This window comes from Sphingobium mellinum (genome assembly GCF_037860795.1).
Taxonomy (GTDB): domain Bacteria; phylum Pseudomonadota; class Alphaproteobacteria; order Sphingomonadales; family Sphingomonadaceae; genus Sphingobium; species Sphingobium mellinum.
Genome location: NZ_JBANRK010000015.1, coordinates 20529 through 41058 on the forward strand (window position 1 = coordinate 20529; position 20530 = coordinate 41058).

The 20530-nt window shown below is 65.5% G+C and carries 20 protein-coding genes; 17 read left to right on the forward strand and 3 right to left on the reverse strand.

What is annotated here, in order from left to right; translation table 11 throughout:
- Positions 1-72: 72 nt before the first annotated feature.
- The 8 genes from AAC640_RS14165 (at position 73) to AAC640_RS14200 (ending at position 6359) form a co-directional block, all read left to right on the forward strand.
- Complete coding sequence (locus AAC640_RS14165; RefSeq protein ID WP_340267354.1) at positions 73-741, forward strand: MotA/TolQ/ExbB proton channel family protein; 669 nt, start codon at positions 73-75, stop codon at positions 739-741.
- Positions 738-1223, forward strand: a complete 486-nt coding sequence (locus AAC640_RS14170; protein WP_340267356.1) for a flagellar motor protein MotB — start codon at positions 738-740, stop codon at positions 1221-1223. Before AAC640_RS14165 ends, AAC640_RS14170 begins: the two co-directional genes overlap by 4 nt.
- Positions 1224-1300: 77 nt before the next feature.
- On the forward strand, positions 1301-1849 hold the full coding sequence (locus AAC640_RS14175; RefSeq protein WP_340267358.1) for a flagella basal body P-ring formation protein FlgA: 549 nt from the start codon (positions 1301-1303) through the stop codon (positions 1847-1849).
- Between the two features lie 46 nt (positions 1850-1895).
- Positions 1896-2174: a flagellar biosynthesis anti-sigma factor FlgM gene (flgM, locus tag AAC640_RS14180; RefSeq protein ID WP_340267360.1), complete on the forward strand. Its 279-nt coding sequence runs from the start codon at positions 1896-1898 to the stop codon at positions 2172-2174.
- Positions 2175-2182: 8 nt separating this feature from the next.
- Positions 2183-2491: a hypothetical protein gene (locus AAC640_RS14185; protein ID WP_340267362.1), complete on the forward strand. Its 309-nt coding sequence runs from the start codon at positions 2183-2185 to the stop codon at positions 2489-2491.
- Between the two features lie 153 nt (positions 2492-2644).
- Positions 2645-3478 (forward strand): lysozyme family protein, encoded by an 834-nt coding sequence (locus AAC640_RS14190; RefSeq protein ID WP_340267364.1) that lies wholly within the window; start codon positions 2645-2647, stop codon positions 3476-3478.
- A gap of 9 nt (positions 3479-3487) precedes the next feature.
- The gene (gene flhA / locus AAC640_RS14195; protein WP_340267366.1) at positions 3488-5608 is read left to right on the forward strand and encodes a flagellar biosynthesis protein FlhA; all 2121 of its coding nucleotides are present in this window, start codon (positions 3488-3490) and stop codon (positions 5606-5608) included.
- Positions 5609-5621: 13 nt separating this feature from the next.
- Entirely contained in the window at positions 5622-6359 is a 738-nt protein-coding gene (locus tag AAC640_RS14200; RefSeq protein WP_340267368.1) for a sigma-70 family RNA polymerase sigma factor, read from the forward strand.
- Positions 6360-6404: 45 nt separating this feature from the next.
- Here the strand turns inward: AAC640_RS14200 and mdoH are convergent, their stop codons facing one another.
- The 3 genes from mdoH to AAC640_RS14215 all read right to left on the reverse strand — a co-directional run bounded on the left by mdoH (position 6405) and on the right by AAC640_RS14215 (position 10906).
- Positions 6405-8294: a glucans biosynthesis glucosyltransferase MdoH gene (gene mdoH / locus AAC640_RS14205; RefSeq protein ID WP_340267370.1), complete on the reverse strand. Its 1890-nt coding sequence runs from the start codon at positions 8292-8294 to the stop codon at positions 6405-6407.
- 61 nt (positions 8295-8355) lie between these two features.
- Positions 8356-9843 (reverse strand): OpgD/OpgG family glucan biosynthesis protein, encoded by a 1488-nt coding sequence (locus AAC640_RS14210; protein WP_340267372.1) that lies wholly within the window; start codon positions 9841-9843, stop codon positions 8356-8358.
- Positions 9844-10057: 214 nt separating this feature from the next.
- Complete coding sequence (locus AAC640_RS14215; RefSeq protein ID WP_340267374.1) at positions 10058-10906, reverse strand: flagellin N-terminal helical domain-containing protein; 849 nt, start codon at positions 10904-10906, stop codon at positions 10058-10060.
- Positions 10907-11233: 327 nt separating this feature from the next.
- Between AAC640_RS14215 and AAC640_RS14220 the strand changes: the two genes are divergently transcribed.
- The 9 genes from AAC640_RS14220 to AAC640_RS14260 are packed head-to-tail and all read left to right on the forward strand — an operon-like array spanning position 11234 to position 20522.
- Positions 11234-12484 (forward strand): sigma-54 interaction domain-containing protein, encoded by a 1251-nt coding sequence (locus AAC640_RS14220; protein WP_340267376.1) that lies wholly within the window; start codon positions 11234-11236, stop codon positions 12482-12484.
- A gap of 12 nt (positions 12485-12496) precedes the next feature.
- A complete protein-coding gene (gene fliE / locus AAC640_RS14225; protein ID WP_340267378.1) occupies positions 12497-12856 on the forward strand; it encodes a flagellar hook-basal body complex protein FliE in 360 nt (119 codons plus the stop codon).
- Between the two features lie 3 nt (positions 12857-12859).
- A complete protein-coding gene (fliF, locus tag AAC640_RS14230) occupies positions 12860-14620 on the forward strand; it encodes a flagellar basal-body MS-ring/collar protein FliF (protein WP_340267380.1) in 1761 nt (586 codons plus the stop codon).
- Complete coding sequence (gene fliG, locus AAC640_RS14235) at positions 14613-15626, forward strand: flagellar motor switch protein FliG (RefSeq protein WP_340267382.1); 1014 nt, start codon at positions 14613-14615, stop codon at positions 15624-15626. Before fliF ends, fliG begins: the two co-directional genes overlap by 8 nt.
- Positions 15619-16257 carry a FliH/SctL family protein gene (locus AAC640_RS14240; RefSeq protein ID WP_340267384.1) on the forward strand — a complete coding sequence of 213 codons (639 nt, stop codon included), beginning with the start codon at positions 15619-15621 and terminating at the stop codon, positions 16255-16257. The genes fliG and AAC640_RS14240 overlap by 8 nt, the downstream gene beginning before the upstream one ends.
- Positions 16254-17582, forward strand: a complete 1329-nt coding sequence (locus tag AAC640_RS14245; protein WP_340267386.1) for a FliI/YscN family ATPase — start codon at positions 16254-16256, stop codon at positions 17580-17582. Before AAC640_RS14240 ends, AAC640_RS14245 begins: the two co-directional genes overlap by 4 nt.
- On the forward strand, positions 17579-18004 hold the full coding sequence (locus AAC640_RS14250; protein ID WP_340267388.1) for a hypothetical protein: 426 nt from the start codon (positions 17579-17581) through the stop codon (positions 18002-18004). The genes AAC640_RS14245 and AAC640_RS14250 overlap by 4 nt, the downstream gene beginning before the upstream one ends.
- 1 nt (position 18005) lies before the next feature.
- The gene (locus AAC640_RS14255; RefSeq protein WP_340267390.1) at positions 18006-19841 is read left to right on the forward strand and encodes a flagellar hook-length control protein FliK; all 1836 of its coding nucleotides are present in this window, start codon (positions 18006-18008) and stop codon (positions 19839-19841) included.
- A gap of 27 nt (positions 19842-19868) precedes the next feature.
- Positions 19869-20522 carry a flagellar basal body-associated FliL family protein gene (locus tag AAC640_RS14260; protein WP_340267392.1) on the forward strand — a complete coding sequence of 218 codons (654 nt, stop codon included), beginning with the start codon at positions 19869-19871 and terminating at the stop codon, positions 20520-20522.
- Positions 20523-20530: the final 8 nt, after the last annotated feature.

A 20530-nucleotide genomic window follows, 5' to 3' on the forward strand; every position in this document is an offset into this window, starting at 1 on the left:
GGCGGCAAAGAATTGCCGCCCTGTGGCAGCGCTTTGCCGCCGCCGTCAGGCTGTGATCGGGGGATTATCCGGATGATGGGAATATTGGCGCATCTGTTCGATCCCCTCACCATGGCGGCGATGCTGGCGGGCCTGTGCGTCGTCGCCCTGTTCCAGAATGGCGTCGCCGCGCTTGTTCGCGCCTGCGCCGCGCTCATCCCCCTGTTGAGGGCTGATCCGGACAGGGATCGCGATGTCGCCAGGGCGTCGATGCTGAAGATCGACCAGGTGGCGCAGCTGCGTGGCCTTGCCTGCACCGACCGGGTGAAGACCGCCAATCCCTTCCTGGCCGAAGCGGCGCGCAAGCTGGCGAATTGCGAGCGTCCCGACCAGTTCGAAACATGGGCGGGCCAGACCCTGGCCGACCGCGCCCGCCGGCATGCCGGCGCGCGCAATGTGTGGCTGTCGGTTGCGGACACGGCACCGGCGCTTGGCATGGCCGGGACCATATTGGGCCTGATCGGCATGTTCGCGGCGATGGACGATCCGGCGAAGCTTGGCCCATCCATGGCGCTGGCCCTGCTGACCACCCTATACGGAGTCGTCATCGCCAATCTGGTCGCGGCGCCCGTCGCAAGCCGGCTGACGGACCTGTCCGAACGCGAACTGGCCTGGCAGCAGGAGACGGTCGACCGCATGGTCGCGATCGCGCGGCGCGAAAGCGTGCCGGCGCGCCGCGCCTCGATCCGCGAAGTCGCATGATGAAGGGCGCGGCGTCTCCAGCCCGGCGCAGCCGCTGGGCGATCAGCTTCGCCGATCTGCTGTTGTTGCTGCTCGGCTTTTTCGTGCTGCTCCAGGCGAGCGGCCAAAAGCGCGACGTGATGCTGGTGCAGGTACGGCAGCAATTTGGCGGAGGGCCGATGCAGTCCGGTGTTGAAATGCGCGCCGACGAGCTGTTCCTGCCCGGTGAAGCATTGCTGTCGGACAAGGGCAGGGCGCAGCTGGCGCGGGTCGCGGTAAAACTGCGGGTCGGCGCCGACAGGCTGGAGGTGCGGAGCCTGGGGACAGATCCAGCGCGCCAGCGGTTCGACGAATGGGATCTGGCGGCGGCTCGGCTGGGCGCGGTGGCTCGCGCGCTAGAAGCGGGCGGTGTTGGCCGCGATCGGCTGGTGATCCGGGGGCTCGACCAGCTCGATGGCGGGACCGGCAAGGGCCAGCGGATACGCATCGTCCCCAGTTCCTGAAAGCGGCGTTAACCATTTATTGGGCATCTTGGGTGCTTAGTGACCGGTGAACCCTGTCCGCGTCCCGGAGCCAAGCCGTGAAACTGTCGCCTTTGATATCCTTCCTCCTTGTCTTCGGTGCTGGTGCAGAGCCTGCGCTGGCGCAGCAGAAATTCGAGAATCTGGACCGCATCGATGGTCTGGTGGCGATGACCGTCGGCGCCAATATCGGCGAGCCGGGCGGCCCCGTCGCGCCGGTCGACCGCCGGTTGCGGCTGGCTGCCTGCCCGACGACGCCCAATGTCGAGGGGCCGGTTTTCGGCGCAGCCATGGTCAAATGCGATGCCTTGGGGTGGCGCATTCGCGTGCCGCTTGCGCCAGGGGGTGCCGCCTCGGCCGGGGCGCCCGCCGGTCGCTATGGCGTCGCCGCTCGCCCTGTCCAGCGGGAGATTGTCGTCAAGCGCGGCGATCCGGTGCAGTTGATGGCGGGCAATGCGACGTTCAGCGTTTCGCGGATGATGATCGCGGATGAAGACGGCGCCGTCGGTCAGACGATCAGGGTGCGGGAAGACAAGAAATCGACGCCCGTTCTGGCGCAGGTCGTGGAAATGGGAACGGTCCGCATTCCGGGATTTAATGATTTTTGAACCCCGCCGTTATATATCCTGCGGGACGAGTGAAGGATTACAAGCGATGATCAAATCTGTCGGCCAGAATATCGGCGCCGCCATTGAGGCGTCCCGCTTGCGGGAAAATGGCAAGGCGCGCGCGTCTTCGGACAAGGCTGCGGCAATGACGGCCTCGTCCGCTGGAGCCAGCACGCCGGCCGCGCGCATGGCAGCCGAAGGTTCACCCGTCGACCTGGACCGCATCGCCGCGATCAAGGCCGCGATCGCTTCGGGTAATTATCCGGTCGATCCTGCCGCCATCGCCGACAAGATGCTGGCGCTCGACCTGCCGGTGAACGGGTAAGCCTGCCCATGCCGCTTGGCCTCGCCGCGCTGGACGATCTGCTGAACGCCTTCGAGGCGTTGCGCGCCGCGCTCGACGGCAGCGATCCCGCGACGATCGAAGCGGCGACCAGCCGGATCGACAGGGCCACGACGGCCGCGCGGGCTATCGGGGCCTGGCGATCGGACGAAGCGGTGAAGGCGCGGCTGACCGCACTTCTCCCGCTGCTCGAATCGGCGCGGGTGCGTCTCAACGTCCTCACAGACCAGGCCGGCCAGCGGCTCGCAATCCTGGCGTCGCATGGATCGACGCACGCGCCGCTGACGTACAGGCGCTGAGCTTCACCTGCCGTTGTTCCGAAGGGCGCCCACGAGGCGCCTTTTTCTTTGTGGTTGATGCGCGCTCAATATTTATGGATCGGGCGTTAACCAAATCTTGGCACTAAGCTTGCTCTAATGAGCCCCGGTACCAACGGGGATGTAAAAGCACCAGTGTCGGCATTCGCAGACATAGCAGCGACAGGCGCTTCGGTCGGCAATCGCGTGACCAACGCGATCGCCATGGCCAGCCGCAGGACAGGCGTGGACTTCGCCTATCTGCTCGGCCAGGCGAAGATCGAGAGCAGCCTTAATCCCACGGCACGCGCTACCACCTCGTCGGCGCGCGGCCTGTATCAGTTCGTTGACCAGAGCTGGCTGGCCGTCATTGACAAGCATGGCAGCGAATATGGTTTGGGCTGGGCCGCGGACATGATCAGCCGCACCCCCAACGGCCGCTATTATGTCGCCGACCCCGAAATGCGGCAGCAGATACTCGACCTGCGCAACCATCCAGAGACCGCTTCGGTCATGGCGGCGCAGCATGCCGCCGACAACAAGGCCTATCTGGAGCAGCGCCTGGGCCGGGAAGCTGAGCCGGTGGACCTTTACCTGGCGCATTTCCTGGGCGTCGGCGGTGCAAGCAAATTCCTGAGCGCCCATGACCGCGCACCCGACGCGGCAGCGGCGTCGCTTTTCCCGGCGGCGGCCCGCGCGAACCGTTCCATCTTCTACGACAGGCAGGGCAATGCCCGCAGCTTCGCGGACATCCGCCAGCGTTTCGCCGCCAAGCTGCAGAAGGGCATCGATTCGATCGATGCCGGCCCGATCCAATATGCCGATGGCGCACAGCCGTCCGGACTCCCCGAAGGCGCGAAGGCGGTTCAGCCCGCCGACTATGTGCGCATCGAAACCCAGCGCCTCGCGACCGCGTCGGACGTCAGCGTCCGGCCTGATCCCAGGACGGCGCGCCTCGCCTACCTCATGCTCGCCACCCTCGGAAGGTAACTGGCACTTATGACTCCCGCCCAAGTCAAAGCGAAAATCTGGATAAGCGCCGCCAAGGGAGCGGTGCTGCCCGTCGCGACGCTGATGGTCGTGCTGTTCATGATGGTGCCGGTGCCGGCCTTCATGCTGGACGTCGGTTTCATCACGAACATCATGATCAGCCTGGCTGTGTTGATGGTGGCGTTGAACGCGGGCAAGCCGCTCGACTTTTCCAGCTTTCCCACCGTGCTGCTGTTCGCGACGCTGTTGCGGCTGGCGCTCAACGTCGCCTCCACCCGCGTCGTGCTGGTGCAGGGTCATGAGGGGTCCGATGCGGCGGGCCATGTCATCGAAGCCTTTGGTCATTTCCTGATCGGTGGCGATTATGTCGTCGGCATCTTCGTCTTCGCGATCCTGATGATCATCAACCTGGTGGTCATCACCAAGGGCGCGGGCCGCGTGTCGGAAGTCAGCGCGCGCTTCACCCTCGACGCCTTGCCGGGCAAGCAGATGGCGATCGACGCCGACCTCAATGCCGGCCTGCTGACGCCAGAGGAAGCCAAGGTCCGCCGCCGCGAGGTCGCGACCGAAGCGGATTTCTACGGGTCGATGGACGGCGCCAGCAAGTTCGTGAAGGGCGACGCAGTCGCGGGCATATTGATCCTGGCGATCAACATCGTCGGGGGCATCATCCTGGGCGTCGTCAGCCACAAATTGTCGATCGGCGAGGCGGCGCAGACCTATATCGTGCTGGCCATCGGCGACGCGCTGGTGGCGCAGGTCCCCGCGCTGCTGCTGTCCATCGCCGCAGCCGCGATCGTGACGCGCGTTGGCAGCGAAGAGGATCTTTCGGACCAAATCACCGGGCAATTCGGATCGGGCAAGGCCTGGGTGCCGGTTGCGGCGATCCTGACCTTCCTCGGCATCCTGCCGGGCATGCCGCACTTCATCATCTTGTGCGCCGCAGCCGTGGCAGGCGTGATTGCCTGGCACCTGCGCAGGACGGCAAAGGCGAAGGCCGCCGAGCCCGCGCCGATGCCCGAGCCAGCCAACCCGGCGATCATTGAATGGAACGACGTGTCGGACGGTGCCATGCTGGGGCTGGAGATCGGCTACGGCCTTATTTCCCTGGTCGACGAGCGCAAGGGGGCGCCGTTGATGGCGCGCATCACCGGCATCCGCCGCCAGCTGTCGAAGGAGCTGGGTTTCGTCGTCCCGATGGTCCGCGTGAAGGACAATCTCGCGCTGGAGCCGAACCAGTATCGCATCACCATCGCAGGCGTCGTCGTCGGCGAGGATGAGGTCTGGCCCGAGGATCTGCTGGCGCTCGACAGCGGCGCGCTGGAAGGCGTGGTGTCCGGCCGCGAGGCCAAGGACCCGACGTTCGGCCTTGACGCCGTATGGATATCGCCCGCCAAGCGCAGCGAGGCCGTCGTGTCGGGCTATACGGTCGTCGACCCGCCGACGGTGGTCGCGACCCACCTGAACCAGCTGATCGCGATGAACGCCAGCGAGATGTTCGGTCTGGATGATGCGCGCAAACTGCTCGACAATCTGAAGGACGCCGCGCCGCAACTGGTCGAAGGACTGACGCCGGGCCTGTTCAGCCTGACGCAGATATCCGCGCTCTGCCGTGCGCTTCTGGCCGAAGGCATCGCGCTCAAGGACTTCCGCCGCATCTGCGAGGCGATGGTCGATGTGGGCCGCCCCGATATGAGCCATGAGCAGCTGGTGGAAGCCGTGCGCCAGCGGATCGGGGCGTTGATCATCCAGGGCCTCGTGCCGGTGAAGATGCCGCTGCCGGTCATCACGCTCGACGGCGATCTGGAGGCGCTGCTGGCACAGGCGATGCGCGTTGCGGGCGATGCCCGGCATCCGATCGAACCCGCGCTCGCCAACCGCATCATCGAAGCGGTCGTGCAGGCGGCGCGGCCGATCATGGGCCAGGCCCGCAACTTTGCGATCGTCACCTCGCCAGTGGCGCGGCGCGCGCTCGCCCGCCTGTTCAAGCCCCATCTGCCTGAAACGCCCGTCCTGTCCTTCCTGGAAATTCCGGACGGCAAGGCAGTCGAAGTCGTGGCAGTGGTGGGTGGCGAACAACGGCCTGCTCCGCGCCATGACCCGCTGCCCGCGCGCGAACGCGTCGCTTGAGGATAACCGACCGATGTTCATGAAAAAAATCGTCGCCGGAACAGACGTCAACACCTACGGCCGTGCCGGCACCGACAATTCGCCCGAACAGCTTGCCCGGCGCTACATGCCGCTGGTCCGCAAGATCGCCTGGCATGTCCACGGCCGGGTTTCGAGCGCGATCGAGATCGAGGATCTGCTTCAGATCGGCATGGTCGCGCTGGTCGAAGCCGCCAACAGCTTTGAGGACCGGGGCCTGGGCTTTGCCGCCTACGCGCAGATGCGCGTGCGCGGCGCGATGATCGATCATCTGCGTCGCCAGGCGACGCTCGCCCGGTCGGCCATGGCGAACCGCAAGCAGCTGGCAGCCGTCCGCAACCGCCTTGAACAGAAGCTCGGTCGCTTGCCGCTGGAATCGGAAATGGCAGCGGAGATGGGCCTGGATGCGCCCACTTATCGCGAACTCGCCGATGGCTGCGAGATGGTGCAGCACAGCAGCATGGACGAAGTCTATTCCGACCAGTCCATGTGGTTCGCCGATGTCGAGGACCGCGCTCACGACGTCATGGAGCGCGAATCGCTGAAGGCTGCGCTCGGCAAATGCATCGGCGAACTGCCCCAGCGGGAGGCGCTGGTGCTGCAACTCTATTTCGTCGAGGAACTGAACCTTGAGGAGATCGGGCAGACGCTGGATATTGGCGCCGCACGCGTCTGCCAGATCAAGAAGGCCGCGCTCGACAAGCTGCGCGACAAGCTGCGCGAATGGAATTGACGGGCGGTAACCAAGCGCCGTGCCGACCAGGATGACAATGCACAATCAGCGATCGTTCGCCACGACGTTCTGAAGTGGCGGCGCCGGCCGCCCCGGCTCGGCATTGTGCGGCGCTCGAAAGTTCTGGTTTCGCCACCAGGGTTCCGCCACCTGAAACAGCCCGTGGGCCTCGGCCCGTTGTCCCAGATCCTTGCGCGCGGTCACTGCCGCAAGAACGGGCGCCAGCACCAGTCCAGCCACCACTGGCATGATCCAACCGATTGACGTCCCGGCGCGGATCGCGATGACGGTAAGCGCGCCGCCCAGCATGATATGATATTTGAACAGCCAGACGGCTGTTGTCATCGCCATGCCGTCACGGTCGCGCGTCTGACCGTTCCAGCTGCTTTTGCGCCCCATCAATATGCCGAAGAGATTGATGGTCTGGGTCAGCATGCTGACCGGTGCCATCAGGATCGACAGCGCGATGTCGGCGATCACGCCACGCGCCATCCGCGCCGCTCCGCCGAAGCCGATGCGCCGGGCAGGATCGGCCATCGCCCAGATCATGGCGAGCAGCTTGGGGCCGAACAGCAGCACCGCCGTCAGCGCCAGCAGCCCGCCCGATGGCAGCACGGCAGAGGGCGGCCACACGCCCGTCAGCGCGCCGACCAGCACAACCAGGATCAGCGCGAGCCACAGCGGCGACGTGCAATAGGCCGATGCGCCCACCAGCAGCTGGAAGCGGCTCACCGGATGGAGGCCGCGAATGCGTGAGATCAGCGGCACATGCTGGATATTGCCCTGGCACCAGCGGCGATCGCGGGTGGCAAGGTCGGGGAGGGACGGCGGAAATTCTTCGAAACTGTCGTCCGCCGTGACCATGTGCACGTCCCACCCACGCCGCCGCAGCAGCGCGGCCTCGATCATGTCGTGGCTCATGATGTGGCCGCCAAAGGGCGCCCGGCCGGGCAGTTCGGGAAGGCCGCAGCTCTGTGCGAACGCCTTTGTCCGCAGGATGGCATTATGGCCCCAGAACATGCCTTCGGACCCCGCCCACCAGATCATGCCGGCGGCGGAGATGGGGCCGAATAACCGGCTGGCGAACTGCTGCCAGCGGGCGAACAGGGTGGACGCGCCCATGATGGTCGGCACGGTCTGGATCAGGCCGACATGCGGGTGACGCTCCATGTCCACGGCCAGCCTCGCCATCGTCTGGCCATTCATCACGCTGTCGGCGTCCAGCACGATCATATAGTCGTAGCCGCCGCCGAAACGCCGCACCCACTCCGCGATATTGCCGGGCTTACGACCCACATTCAGCGCCCGGCGACGATAATGGACCGGCCGCGAAAAGGCCGGGCGCATGTCCAGATAGGCGCGTCGTTCCACATCGCCATTGGCGGGACTGGAATCGCTCAGGATGAAGAATTCGAACCGTTCGCCGCCCATGACCTGCGTGAGCGATCGTTCCATGATCGACAGGCGCCCCAGCACGCCCGTGAAATCCTCGTTGCAGACGGGCAGAAGCACGGCGGTGCGCCCTTTGAGCGGAGCGGCGAAATGGGCTCGATGCGCGCGCCTGCCCGCGCCGCGTCCGATGGTCAGCAGCAGAAAGCCGATCAGGCTGGTGGCAAAGCCGAACGCGATCCAGGCGAACAGGGGGATGAAAAGGGCGAGATAGACGCCCTCCCACGCTGAAATGCCGTCCAGGCCGATGGACCGTCGCATTTCGTGCGCTGCCATCGACGCCGGGAGCAGGGCCAGCAGCACCACCAGCATACGGCGAGCCCATTGGTCGATATTCACCGGGCGATGAGGAAAATCACGCGGACTTTCCGCGAAATTCTGGTCTGGCATGGCCAACGGAATCTCCGCGGGCACGCATTCGAACCCCCGCGGGGGGGAATCAGCCCCGGCGTTGCCGCCTGTCTGCTTGCCGCCCGGTGCCGTCATGTCCGATCCAATTTCCGAAACGATGATATATGCGCGAACCCATCCGGCAGCTGCCGGTTTCTCATGCGCCCAGCGGATAATGAACATACTCGCTAATTGGGCGATTGCCCATGCGAAGCTGAACCCGAATATCCGTCGGCCTGCCGTTGTTTCTGCGAATGTCCAGCGCCACGCGGAACAGGCCGGGCTGGTGCAGCACGGGATAGCCCCCCTTGTTGGCGAGCGCGCCGTCGGACAGGTCGACCCAGATGTCCGGCTTGGCGTCGCTGGGCAGGCCGGCGAAATCGAGGATCAGCCGATCGACGCCTTCCTCGCCCGCCTTGCCGGTCCAAACATTGTTGAGCACGGCGATGCCTGGTCCTGCCTGGGAACCGGTGGACGACCAGTCGAGACGATAGCTCGCATCGATTCGGCCGCCGCCGCGAACGGGGGCGGCGGGGGTCCAATAGGCGCAGACATTGTCGACATATTCGCTGGTGGTGGTGAATTCATAAAGCCTCACCTCACCCGCCCCCAAGGGCTTTCGCGGACTCGCCCAGAGCGACGGGCGGCGCTCGTAAAAGACGCCGTCATCCTGATAATGGTCGAAATTCCGGTCGCGCTGCATCAGGCCGAAACCCCGCTGATCGCGCTCGGCAAAGGCATCGACGCGTGGCGCGGCCGGGTTGACGAGCGGGCGCGCATGCGCGGTGCCGTCGACGCTCATGATGGCGAGCAGGTCGGAATCATGGATCTCCGGGCGCCAGTCGCTGCGGGTTGCGCGGCTGGACTGATCATACCAGAACATGCTTGTCATCGGCATGAGGCCAAGTTCGGCGATGGCACGGCGCGGGAACAGCGCGACATCGACATCCTGTCGTACGCCCTGCGGCGAGCGTTCGCTGACGAAGCGATAGGCGCCGGTGATCGACGCGCCGTCGAGCAGCGCGTAGATGGCGAGGCTGCTGCGCCCGGTGCGTTCCAGCCAGAAATGGGTGAAGCGGGGGAATTCCTCCTTCCCCTGGATGCTGGTGTTGATCGCGATCGCCCGGGCGGAAAGACCGAACTGCTTGGTAGCGCCGGGCGAGCGGAAATAGCTGGCGCCCAGGAAGGATAGCCAGTCGCCGTCGCGCGCGGCATTCATCACCCGGAAGCCGGCATAGCCGGCGTTCGGCCCCAGCCTTCGCACGGCATTGTCCGCCGGCGCATTGAAGATGTTTGGGTCATAGGCGAGCGGCGTCGCCCGCCCCTTGTCCACCAGCGCGATTTCGACCGGCTGCTCGGCTGACGCGCTCAAGGGAAAAAGCTGTACGCCCGTATCACCGGGCAGGTCGCCCCAGATCGTCCGGTCATCCCTGAACCGGGCCTGGTAGAGCGCCTCATAGTTGACGTTCCTGGCTCCAGGATGATGGGGCGTTTCGCGGTAGGGCGCACGGGCCAGGCGCTGGGCCCGCGTCACCAGGCCTTCCCAGGAGAATCCCGCCGACCGGGATTGAGCCAGGCCCGAGCGCGGGATGAGAAGGGCGGCGCCCGTAGCGGCGATCATCGCCCGCCGATCGATCTTCGTCATGGCGCCATGATGGGCCCGAAACGATGCAATGCAAGTCCTGGCCGCGCGAAAATGCGATGAAGCCTCCGCCCGGGGGGACGGAGGCTTCGCTGTGCTGGTCGTTCGATCGAAGATAGTCGCCCGGCGCGTTGGGGACTGTTGATGCGCCGGGTTCCCATGGCGGGCTGTCAGGTGACCAATGCCCCAGCCCGCCAATTCAGCTTGCCGGTCCGGATTACTGGATCAGCTTCAGGACGTTCTGCTGGCTCTGGTTCGCCTGGGCGAGCATCGCCGTCGAAGCCTGGCTCAGGATCTGCGCCTTGGCGAGAGCGGTCGTTTCGGCCGAGAAGTCGGCGTCCTCGATGCGGCTGCGGGCGTCGCTGAGGTTGGTGATGTTGTTGGTCAGGCCGTTCACCGTCGATTCGAGCTGGTTCTGTACGGAACCCAGACCGGCGCGGGCGGTCGAGATCGCCTGGATGGCTTCATCGAAGCTGCCGGCAGTTGCGGCGCTGCCCAAAGCCGTCGCGAAGTTGGCCGTCGTGGCGGTGGTCGCGTCGAAGCCGAGGATGGTGGCAAGCGGGGCCGCCAGATCGCCGAAGTTCATGGTGACCGTGTCGGATGCGTTGGCGCCGGCCTGGATCGTCACGGCGCCAGCGGTGCCGGCAGTACCGTCGAACAGTTTCTGGCCGTTGAATTCGGTGTTCGCCAGCGTGCTGGTGATCTGCGAGCTGAGGGCCGTGATTTCGGTCTGGATGTTGGTTTTGGCGTTTGTGTCGTTGATGCCGTTGGAAGCCTGAACAGTCAGTTCACGCATGCGCTGCAGCATGTTGGTGACTTCGCCGAGCGCACCTTCAGCCGTCTGCGCCATCGAGATGCCGTCGTTGGCGTTGCGGATGCCCTGGGTCATGCCCTTGATCTGCGAGCTCATGGTCGCTGCGATCGCAAGGCCAGCGGCGTCGTCCTTGGCGGAGTTGATGCGCTTGCCGGTCGACAGGCGTTCCATTGCGGTGCTCAGCGACTTGCTCGCGGTCGCCGAAGCATTCATGGCGCGCAGAGCAGAGGAGTTGGTTCCGATAACAGTCATGATGAATTCCCTTCTTCTAACATCAGGTCGCTGCCATCAGGCTGCTTGCGGCCTCGAAAGGGGATAACGGCAGGGGCAAAAGAGCTTTTAGGGACGCTGTCGATTTTTTCCGGAGAAAGTCGAAAAGATCAGGAAATCCGCGGAATTCTTAGCGGTTCGGGGAGCCGTTGGCTGGCAAAGTTTCGCGAAGGCGGCAAAAAACTTCCGCAAAGCGGCAAGGTAATTGCCGCATTAACCAGATGATAACCACGCTAAGGCAGATCTAACTCATCGAAGAGGGCTGGGGCGTGCGGGGGCACAATCCAGCCAAACGGGGATGGGACTGTCATGTCATCGCTTGACGTCAGCCGAGGAGTCTGCACGCTCGTTCCGGGGTTGCAGCACTGGCTGGAAAATGCCTTCTACATGGTGCGCGTCGTTGATGCGCAGAGTCCGCGCGAGCGGGACGACCGGCGCGTGCTGCTCGCTACCGAGATCGGGCACGCCACGCATCGCGACGTGCTGATCAACCTGGTCGATGGCGCGCCTTCCCTGATAGCCGCCGCCAACGGCTTGCCGGCCCGCGTCGCCTTTGGCCTTGAAGACATGGCCTTTGCCTTCGCGCTGATCGCCGAGCTGGCTCGCCCCGCAGCGGTCCCCGCAGTGGGCGACGCGGCAAGCACCCGGCTCATGACGCTGGCCGGCCGCATCGCCCGCAGCGACGCGACGGTATTGATCCAGGGTGACACCGGGACCGGGAAGGAAGGCATGGCGCGCTTCCTCCACGTCCAATCGGGCCGCACCTCGCATGATTTTATCGCGGTCAATTGCGCCGCCCTGCCTGAAACGATGATGGAAGCGATGCTCTTCGGACACCGGAAGGGCAGCTTCACCGGCGCGGCGAATTCGTCCGACGGACTGTTCCTGGCCGCGGACGGCGGCACATTGTTCCTGGACGAAATCGCCGAACTGCCGCTCGCCTTGCAGGCCAAGCTGTTGCGCGCGTTGCAGGAAGGCGAAGTGCTGCCCGTGGGCGCGACCCATCCGGTGCCGGTTGACGTCCGTATCATCGCGGCCTGCAACCGCAACCTGGCCCAGGAAGTCGCCGCCGGCCGCTTCCGCGAAGACCTCTACTGGCGCCTGAACGTCATGCCGCTGGAAATGCGGCCGCTGGCCGAGCGTCCCGGCGACGTTACCGCGATCACGGCCACGATGCTGTTGCGCCAGTCTGCATTCGTCTGGCCGACCGCCGCCGCGCTAGACAAGCTGGCTGGCCATGTCTGGCCCGGCAATGCGCGGGAACTGGGCAATGTGCTTCAGCGCGCGGTGGTGCTGCGCGATGGCGACCGGATCGACGCGGACGACCTGCACATCGTTGGCGCGCCGCAGCTGCGGATCGTTGGCGCCGAGGCCGCGCCGGCCATCAGCGCCGAGCCGATCAGCCTGCGCGATGTCGCCCGCCAGTCGAAGCTGGAGGCGGTCCGCGCGGCGCTGCGCGAGACGGATGGCCACCGTGCCGCCGCCGCCGCAAAGCTGGGCATATCGGAACGCACCCTGCGCTATCGGCTCGCCGAGATGCGCGAACTTGCAGCGGCTTGAGGGAGATAGGATATGACCGGCATTTCCCCGACTGACAGCGTGATGGCGATCCGCAACGCCATACTCCAGAAAAACGCCGCCCTGCGCGACGTTGCCCAGACCGGCACGGTCGGGGGTGCGCCAGGCGTCGGCGGGGCCGAGGGCACCAAAGCCGGCGGCTTTACCGAAGCGCTCAATTCCGCCCTGCAACAGGTCAATGGCTTGCAGGCCCAGGCAGGCGAGGCGGCATCCGCCTTCGAACGGGGTGAATCGACAGACATTGCCGCAGTCATGCTTGCCAAGCAGCAGGCGTCGGTCAGCTTCGAGGCGACCCTCCAGGTCCGCAACAAACTCCTGTCCGCCTACAAGGACATCATGAGCATGCCGGTATAAACCATGAGCGAGAACGCACTCACACTCGGCAGCGGTGCCGCTGCTCTTCCCGCCGCCAGCCCCGCCGCCAGTTCTTTTGGTACCGGTGCGAAGGGCGCCGACGCGCTCAAAGCACGCGTCACCGGCTTCATGAAGCAGCCCGCCGTGGCGAAGAGCCTGCCGCTGCTTGGCCTGCTGGGCGTGGTCGCCACGGCCGGCGCCGCCTGGCTGGCGCTGCGCGAACCACCGCAGCGCGATCTCTTCCGTGGCTTGCCCGACGCGGACAAGTCGGCGGTCGCGCAGGTGCTCGACCAGAATGGCGTGCGCTACGATTTCGACAATTCCGGCAGCATGACCGTCGCGGAAGACGATTATTTCAAGGCGAAGATGATGCTCGCGGCGCAGGGCCTGCCCAAAAGCGCGCCTGATGGCAACAGCATGATCGATAGTCTGCCGATGGGCGCGTCGCGCGCCGTGGAAGGCGAAAAGCTTCGCTCGGCGCGGGAGATGGACCTTGCTCGCACGATCGAGGCGATCGACAGCGTCGAAAGCGCCAAGGTCCACCTCGCGGTGGAGCCGCCCAGCGTTTTCCTGCGGGAGCGGTCCAAGCCTTCCGCTTCCGTCATGCTGCGCCTTGCCTCAGGTCGATCGCTGACCGACGCGCAGGTGAGCGCGATCGTGCATCTCGTCGCTTCGTCGGTGCCGGAACTGAACCCCGAAGATATCTCGGTCGTCGACCAGAATGGCCGGCTGCTCAGCAACAATGACAGCAATGCCGCGGACGATCGGCAGATGGCGCTCCAGACCCGGATGGAGGACCGCTATCGCCAGTCGGTGGTCGCGTTGCTGACGCCGATCCTGGGCGACGGCAGATTTTCGACCGAGGTCCACGCCGAATTGAACTTCGCCGAGCGTCAGGCGACCCGCGAAACCTATCCACAGGACGAAGCGCGGCTGCGCAGCGAAACCGGCAGCTGGCAATCCGACCCACGCGGCCAGGGCGGCGCGGCCGGTGAGGCCAAAGGCATTCCCGGCGCGCTCAGCAATCAGGCGCCGGTCAACCCGACCGTCACCCAGACCAACCCCAACGGCCAGGCGGTCAGCCAGGGCACGATGAGCGCGCAGAGCGCCGCTCAGCCCGCGACGCCCGGCAACCCGCCGCTCAAGACCGAAGAGACCTTCAACCGCAACTTTGAACTGGGTCGCGAAGTGTCCGTGACCAAGGACGCGATCGGCACGGTCAAGCGTCTGTCGGTCGCCGTCGCTCTCGACAATGGTCCTGACGGCAAGCCCCGGTCTCCCCAGGAGATCGCCGCGCTCGAGGCGCTGGTGAAGGGCGCTGTCGGCTTCGATCAGGCGCGCGGCGACGTGGTCGCGCTGTCATCGCGCAGCTTTGTCAAGGCCGAGGAAGTGAAAGCGCCCTGGTACGAGGCCAGCTGGATTTCTCCGCTGGTGCGGAATCTGTCGGCGTTCGCCGTCGCGCTGCTCGTCATCCTGGGCATCGGTCGCCCGCTCTTGAAGCGCCGCGCCGCCGCCCAGGAAGCCGCCGCCGCAGCCAACGCCGCCGCAGGGCAAAAGATCGGCCGCGAGATTTCGACTGAGATCGGCCGTCAGGCAAGCGCCGCGCCTACCGCCGGCCAGGCGGTGACGCTCGACATGATCTCCTCCACCTATGACTATGCGCAGCGCGCCGACCTCATTCGCAACTTCGTGAAGCAGGACCCGGATCGCGCCGCGCTGGTGGTGCGCGACCTTCTGAAGGAAGGGAAGAAGGACAATGGCTGACCTAGCCGAAGCCCCGGTCATCAAGGGCAGCGCTGCCGCCGCCGTCCTGCTGATGCTGTTCGACGAGGATGAGGCCGCGCAGATCCTTTCGCGCCTGGAACCCGACGAAGTGCGCCAGCTTGGCTATGCCATGTATGACGTGGCCGACGTTCAGGTCGAGGAGGTCAATGAGGCTCTCGACCATTTCGTCACCAAGGCGAAGAAGCGCACCACAATCGGCTATGGAGCGACCCGCCATATCCGTGGCGCGATGACCAAGGCGCTGGGCGAGGAACGGGCCGAAACCATTCTCGCTCGCATCACTCCGCCGACCCGCTCCACCCAGCTGGAAATGCTGAAATGGATGGACGCCAAGGAAGTCGCGGCGCTGATCGAGGCGGAGCATCCGCAGATCATGGCGGTGGTGCTCGCCCATCTGGAAGCACCGATCGCGGCCGATGTGCTGCAGTTGATGCCGGCCGAATATCAGGAAGAGATCGTCTACCGTATCGCGACGCTCGGCCCCGTGTCCAACGAGGCGCTGGACGACCTGGAGCAGCTCCTGCTGCGCGGCTCCACCGCCAAGAAGCAAGGCGCGCAATCGCAGCGCGGTGGCACCGTCGAGGCGGCCGCGATCATGAACAATGTCCGCAAGGACAATGAGCAGCGGATCATGAAGGCCGTCGCCAAGCGCGACAAGATGATCGCCCAGACCATCGAGGAAGAGATGTTCGTCTTCGATAACCTGATCGACATGGACGACAAGAATATGGGCACGCTGATGCGCACCATCGACAGCAGCGTGCTGGTCGTGGCGCTCAAGGGCGCGAACGACATGCTGAAGGGCAAGATCTTCGGTTCCATGTCGGCACGCGCCGCGCAGGCCATCGCCGACGAGATCGAGGAGCGCGGGCCAATCCGCCTTGCCGAGGTTATCGAGGCGCAGAAGCTGATCATCGCCACCGCTCGCCGCATGGCCGATGCGGGCACCATCATGCTGGGCGGCAAGGGGAACGACTTTGTTTAAGGTCTGGGACGCCAGCTTCGGCCGGGAGGCCGCGAGCATCCCGCTGGCCGGGGTTGGCCAGGTGCAGAGCGGGGGGTTCCGCAATCTCTTCGCCGAAGGGCAGGGCGGCCATGCGGCGTCGAGGCATGATTCGGCGTCGGCCATGACCGAAGAGGATATTCTGGAGCAGGCCCGGATGGAGGCGTTCGCGCAGGGCTTTGACGAAGGATGCCGCGTGGTAGGGGACGCCGCCGCCATCGACGCGCAAGCGCGGGCCAAGTTGGCCCAGGCGCTTGAGATCCTCGCGCCGGCGCCCAGCGGCATGCTTTCCACCATGTTGTCTGCCACTGTCGTCCGGCTGGTCGAACAGATTGTCGGCGAGGTCGAAATCGACATCGAAAGGCTGTTGCAGCGCTGCGACACCGTCGCCGCCTTCATCGAGGATAATGAGGAAAAGGGCGCTCTGCACCTGCACCCCGAGGACATCGTGCTGCTCGACGCGGACCAAATAGGCGTGAAGCTGGTCCCGGACGAGGCGATGCATCGCGGCTGCGTGCGGCTGGAAACCGGCGATGGCTGGGTTGAGGACGGTCCTGACGTGCGTCTCGCTCGCCTGCGCGCGTTGCTCGATGACATGGAGGGCAAGGCGTGATCCGCGCCGCGCTCTCCCAGGCGGAGAGCCTGTTCGATCATATGCAGGTGCAGAACCGCCAGCCCCGCCACGTCGGACGGCTGGTGAGCCACGACGCCGGCATGCTGGAGGTCACGGGCTTTCGCAAACCCATTGGCGCCGGCGCGCGCGTGATTGCGTCGGATGGCACTATTTGCCGGGCCGAAGTCGTAGGCTTTCGCGGCGACCGGACGTTGCTGGTGCCGCTCGACGCCGACGCGCCACTGGAAAATGGTGCAAGGGTCGAACCGGACAGCCAGGCGACGATGGTGCAGGTGGGCGAAGGGCTGATCGGCCGCGTCATCGACGCGATGGGCCAGCCGCTCGACCGCAAGGGGCCGATCATCGCCGGCGGGTCCTGGCCGCTCAACGGGGTCAAGGGCAATGTGCTCGACCGGGGTCGGGTGACCGAGCCTTTTGACCTTGGCGTGCGCGCGGTCAACGCGCTGCTCACCGCCGGGCGTGGCCAGAGGATCGCCATCATCGCAGGATCGGGCGTTGGCAAGTCTGTCCTCATGGGCCAGATGATCGCGGGCGCCGAAGCCGACATCGTCGTCGCTGGCCTGATTGGCGAGCGCGGCCGCGAGGTCAGCGACTTTCTGGAAACCAAGCTCAAGGGGGCGATGCACAAGTCGATCGTCGTCGCCGTGCCCGCCGACCATCCTCCGGTGCTGCGTCTGCGCGCCGCCGCCCGCGCCACCGCCATCGCCGAATATTTCCGCGCGCGGGGCAAGAAGGTGCTGCTGCTGATCGACAGCCTGACCCGCTGCGCCCATGCCCAACGGGAGATAGGCCTTGCCCTGGGCGAGCCGCCGGCGATGAAGGGCTATCCGCCCTCGGCCCTGGCGCTCATCCCCCGGCTGGTCGAGCGCGCCGGCGTCGACGTCCGTACCGGCGGGTCGATCACCGCGCTCTATACCGTGCTGGCGGACGGCGACGACACTGACGATCCGATCGTCGATGCTGCCCGTGCCATTGTGGACGGGCATTTCATCCTGTCGCGCCATTTGTCCGAACAGGCCATCTTCCCGGCGATCGACATCGGCAAGTCGCTGTCGCGCGTCATGGCCGATGTGGTGCCCGACGATCACCGCCTGGCCGCCGCCGCCTATCGCCGTCTCTGGGCCGCCTACGAGGAAAATCGCGACCTCATCCTGATGGGCGCCTACCGCCCCGGCAATGATCCCGTGATCGACGAGGCGGTGCAGCGCCGGCAGGAGGTCCTCGACTTTATTCGGCAGGACCAGAAAAGCCATATCGACCTTGGCACCAGCGCCGATGCGCTGATCGCTGAGTTCGGTGCATGAAGCATGCGCTCAAGACCCGCCAGCGCATCGTGCGCGTCCGCCATGTCCAGCATGCCCTGGCCGTGGCCGAAACCGCCCGCGCGCGGGATGAGGCGGACGGCATCGAACGCAACGCGGAACGGCTGCGAAAAGTGCGTGGCGATCTTTTTTCCAACCCGGGCATGGCAACTGGCGCGAATTTTGCTGCGATGCAGGAACTGGCGAGCCGTCTGGAGCAGGCGGGCCGCCAGCTGGATGGCGCGCTGTATGATGCGCGCCGCAAGGTGGAAATGAAGGAAGGTCTCAGCCAAGTGGCCAATCGCGATCGCGAAATCGCCGAAAAGCTCCAGGATCGCGCCCGCGCGGACCTGGAAGAATGGCGTGAGAACACGCTCGCGGCGCTGCCGCGCTACCGTCGCATGCAGCGGACAGGGGGTGTCTGACATGAACATGCTCACAAGCCTGAAGGCACTGCTTTTTTCCTCGACGGCCGCGGGGGCTGGCGTCTCCGCGCCAACGCCTGCTGCGGGCTCTGCCGATTTCGCGGCGATGCTGAAGGGATCGATCACCCAAGCCACGCCTGCCATACATCTGGCGTCCGCGCCCTCGGTGGAGGCGACCAGCGCGCCTGAAGGCAATGCGGTTGCTGCCGATGGAGTACAGGCTGGTGCTGCACCGGATCGGGTGTCGGATGATATTTCTCCGCACGGCCTGGCTATTTCCGTGGCCGCGGGCAAGATGCCGGGCGTACCTGCTTCTTTGCCGCCGGGTCTGGCTCTGGGCCTGGTCAAGCGCGCTGCTGACCCTGCATCGGCTGATGAGCCTGCCTCGTCCGCACCTGCCGCTGCCGTTCCTGCCGAGCATGGGTCGGTGGGAGAGGTGGCGATGCCTGGGGGGGAGACTGTTCCGGAAGGCGCATCGCAAGCGGCTCCCGAGGAGATGACGACGCAAACACCAAAGGCTCTCAAGGCGATGCGTCTGGCCCGGCAGGCCGACACAGTGGTCGCTGAGGCCGGGCAGCCCGATCCCCCAATTGCCGATGCGGTCGAGAGCGCGTCCGACCGGCAAGACAAGCCGAAATCCAAAAAGGCGGAGCCAGCGCCCCCGGTGGCGGTGCCCCCTGTCTCGGTGCCGACGATTGCTCCGCCAGTGATCGCGGTCACAGTTCCGGCGCGTCCAAGCTCCTCGTCCGCCCCGTCCCCCGTCAGTCGCTTGCCAGCGGATGTTGTCGATCAGGCTGCCGCCGTGCCGTCAGCCCTGTCGAAGCCAGCCGCGCCGGCGGTAGATGACAAGGGATTGGCCGCCTCTCCACCTGCGACAGCCACTGCGCTCGCGACTGCCGCCGTCGCGAAGCCCGTGCTTGACAAGAAGGCAGATGGCGCAGCGGCTCGCCCCGCCGATCCGTCCTTGACCATGCCGGTCGACATCGGCGCCAAGGTTGAGCCTCTCGCGGGAGGCAAACCACTGAAGTCCGAGGCGCTGACCCTCCTGCAGCTCGCCCGCGACCATGCAAGCGTTCGCCAGCCCAGGCCTGTTCCCATAGGGGAGGAATTGCCTGCCTCGGCCGGCAAGCATCCCCAGGGCAGAAGCATGCCGGTCGAGGCCGGCGCCGTATCGGCCGCCTCGGCGATAACGGCCGACGCTCCGCAAGCCATGCCGGCGTCCAGCGCGACGGCGCCCGTCGCGTCGGCTGCCCTTGCGACACCACCGCCGGTCAATCTTTCGACCAGCCTCAACACGCAGGTGGTCGACATGGGCGTGTCGGGACAGTGGATCGACGGGCTCGCCCGCGACATAGCGGGCCTGTCCAGCAATGGCGCACAGGGTCGTTTCCAGATCAACGCCGACCAGCTGGGGCCTGTGCAGGTCGATATCCGTCAGGGTAGCGACGGTGCCGCAGTCCATCTGACCGTCGCCAGCGAAGCTGCGGAAATCGCTCTGCGGCAGGATAGCGATCGGCTGAAGCTTGACGCCGCCCTGTCAGCGGTGCGCATTGCCGAGGTGAAGATCGACCGGGCCGCCCATGTCAGCGAACCCGCCCGCGCCGATGCACCTGGTCAGCAATCCAGCCAGCAGCAGTCGCAGCAATCCTCTGGTCAAGGCGCTGCCGCCTGGGCGAACAACAGCCAGAATATGGGCCAGCCGCAGAGCCAGCAGGGCCGCTGGCGCGCGGCCGAAAATAATGGCCTTGCCGCTAAATCCTCCGATGATCCGGCCGTTCTTAACCATGTGCAGGAGCGACAGGACGCCAGCGACAGCAGGCGCGCGCGCTACGCCTGATGAGTCGAGATTCCGGGGGATCCATCCATGAGTGAAGAGAAGAAGGCGAAGAAAAAGAAGGGCGGGGGCATGAAGACCATCCTGCTCGTCGTCATCGCCATGGTGCTGGGGGGCGCGGGTGCCGCAGGCGGGCTTTATGCCGCCGGCTTCTTCAGCGCGAAGGAGGAAGGGCCCAAGGAGGACCCGAACAAGCCCGTACTGGTGCTTGCCGGCGAGAGCGCGGAAGACGTCGCCAAGGCACATGGCGGCGGTGGCGGTGGCGGTGAAGGAGGTCATGGCGGTGGTGGCACCCCCCATGTTCCGACCAGCGTCCATGTGCCCGCCAAGGGTATCGATTTGCCGAGCCCCGCCAATCCGGCCGCCTATCAGGCGACCTATTTCCAGCTTCAGACGCCCTTTACATCCAATATGTCGGATACCGACGCCTTCGCGCAGATCTCGATCGCTATGTCGACCTATTACGATATGCGCGTGATCGAGGCGATCAAGGCGCACGAGATGGCGATTCGCAGCCAGATACTGATGCTGCTCGCGCAGCAGCCCGAAGCCATGCTTCTGACACCGGAGGGCAAGCGCCAGCTCCAAGGCCGCATCAAGGGCGTCATCAACGATGTTCTGAAGCAAAAGACCGGATATGGCGGCATCGATAACGTTTATTTTACCAATTTCGTTATTCAATAGGGGTGCCT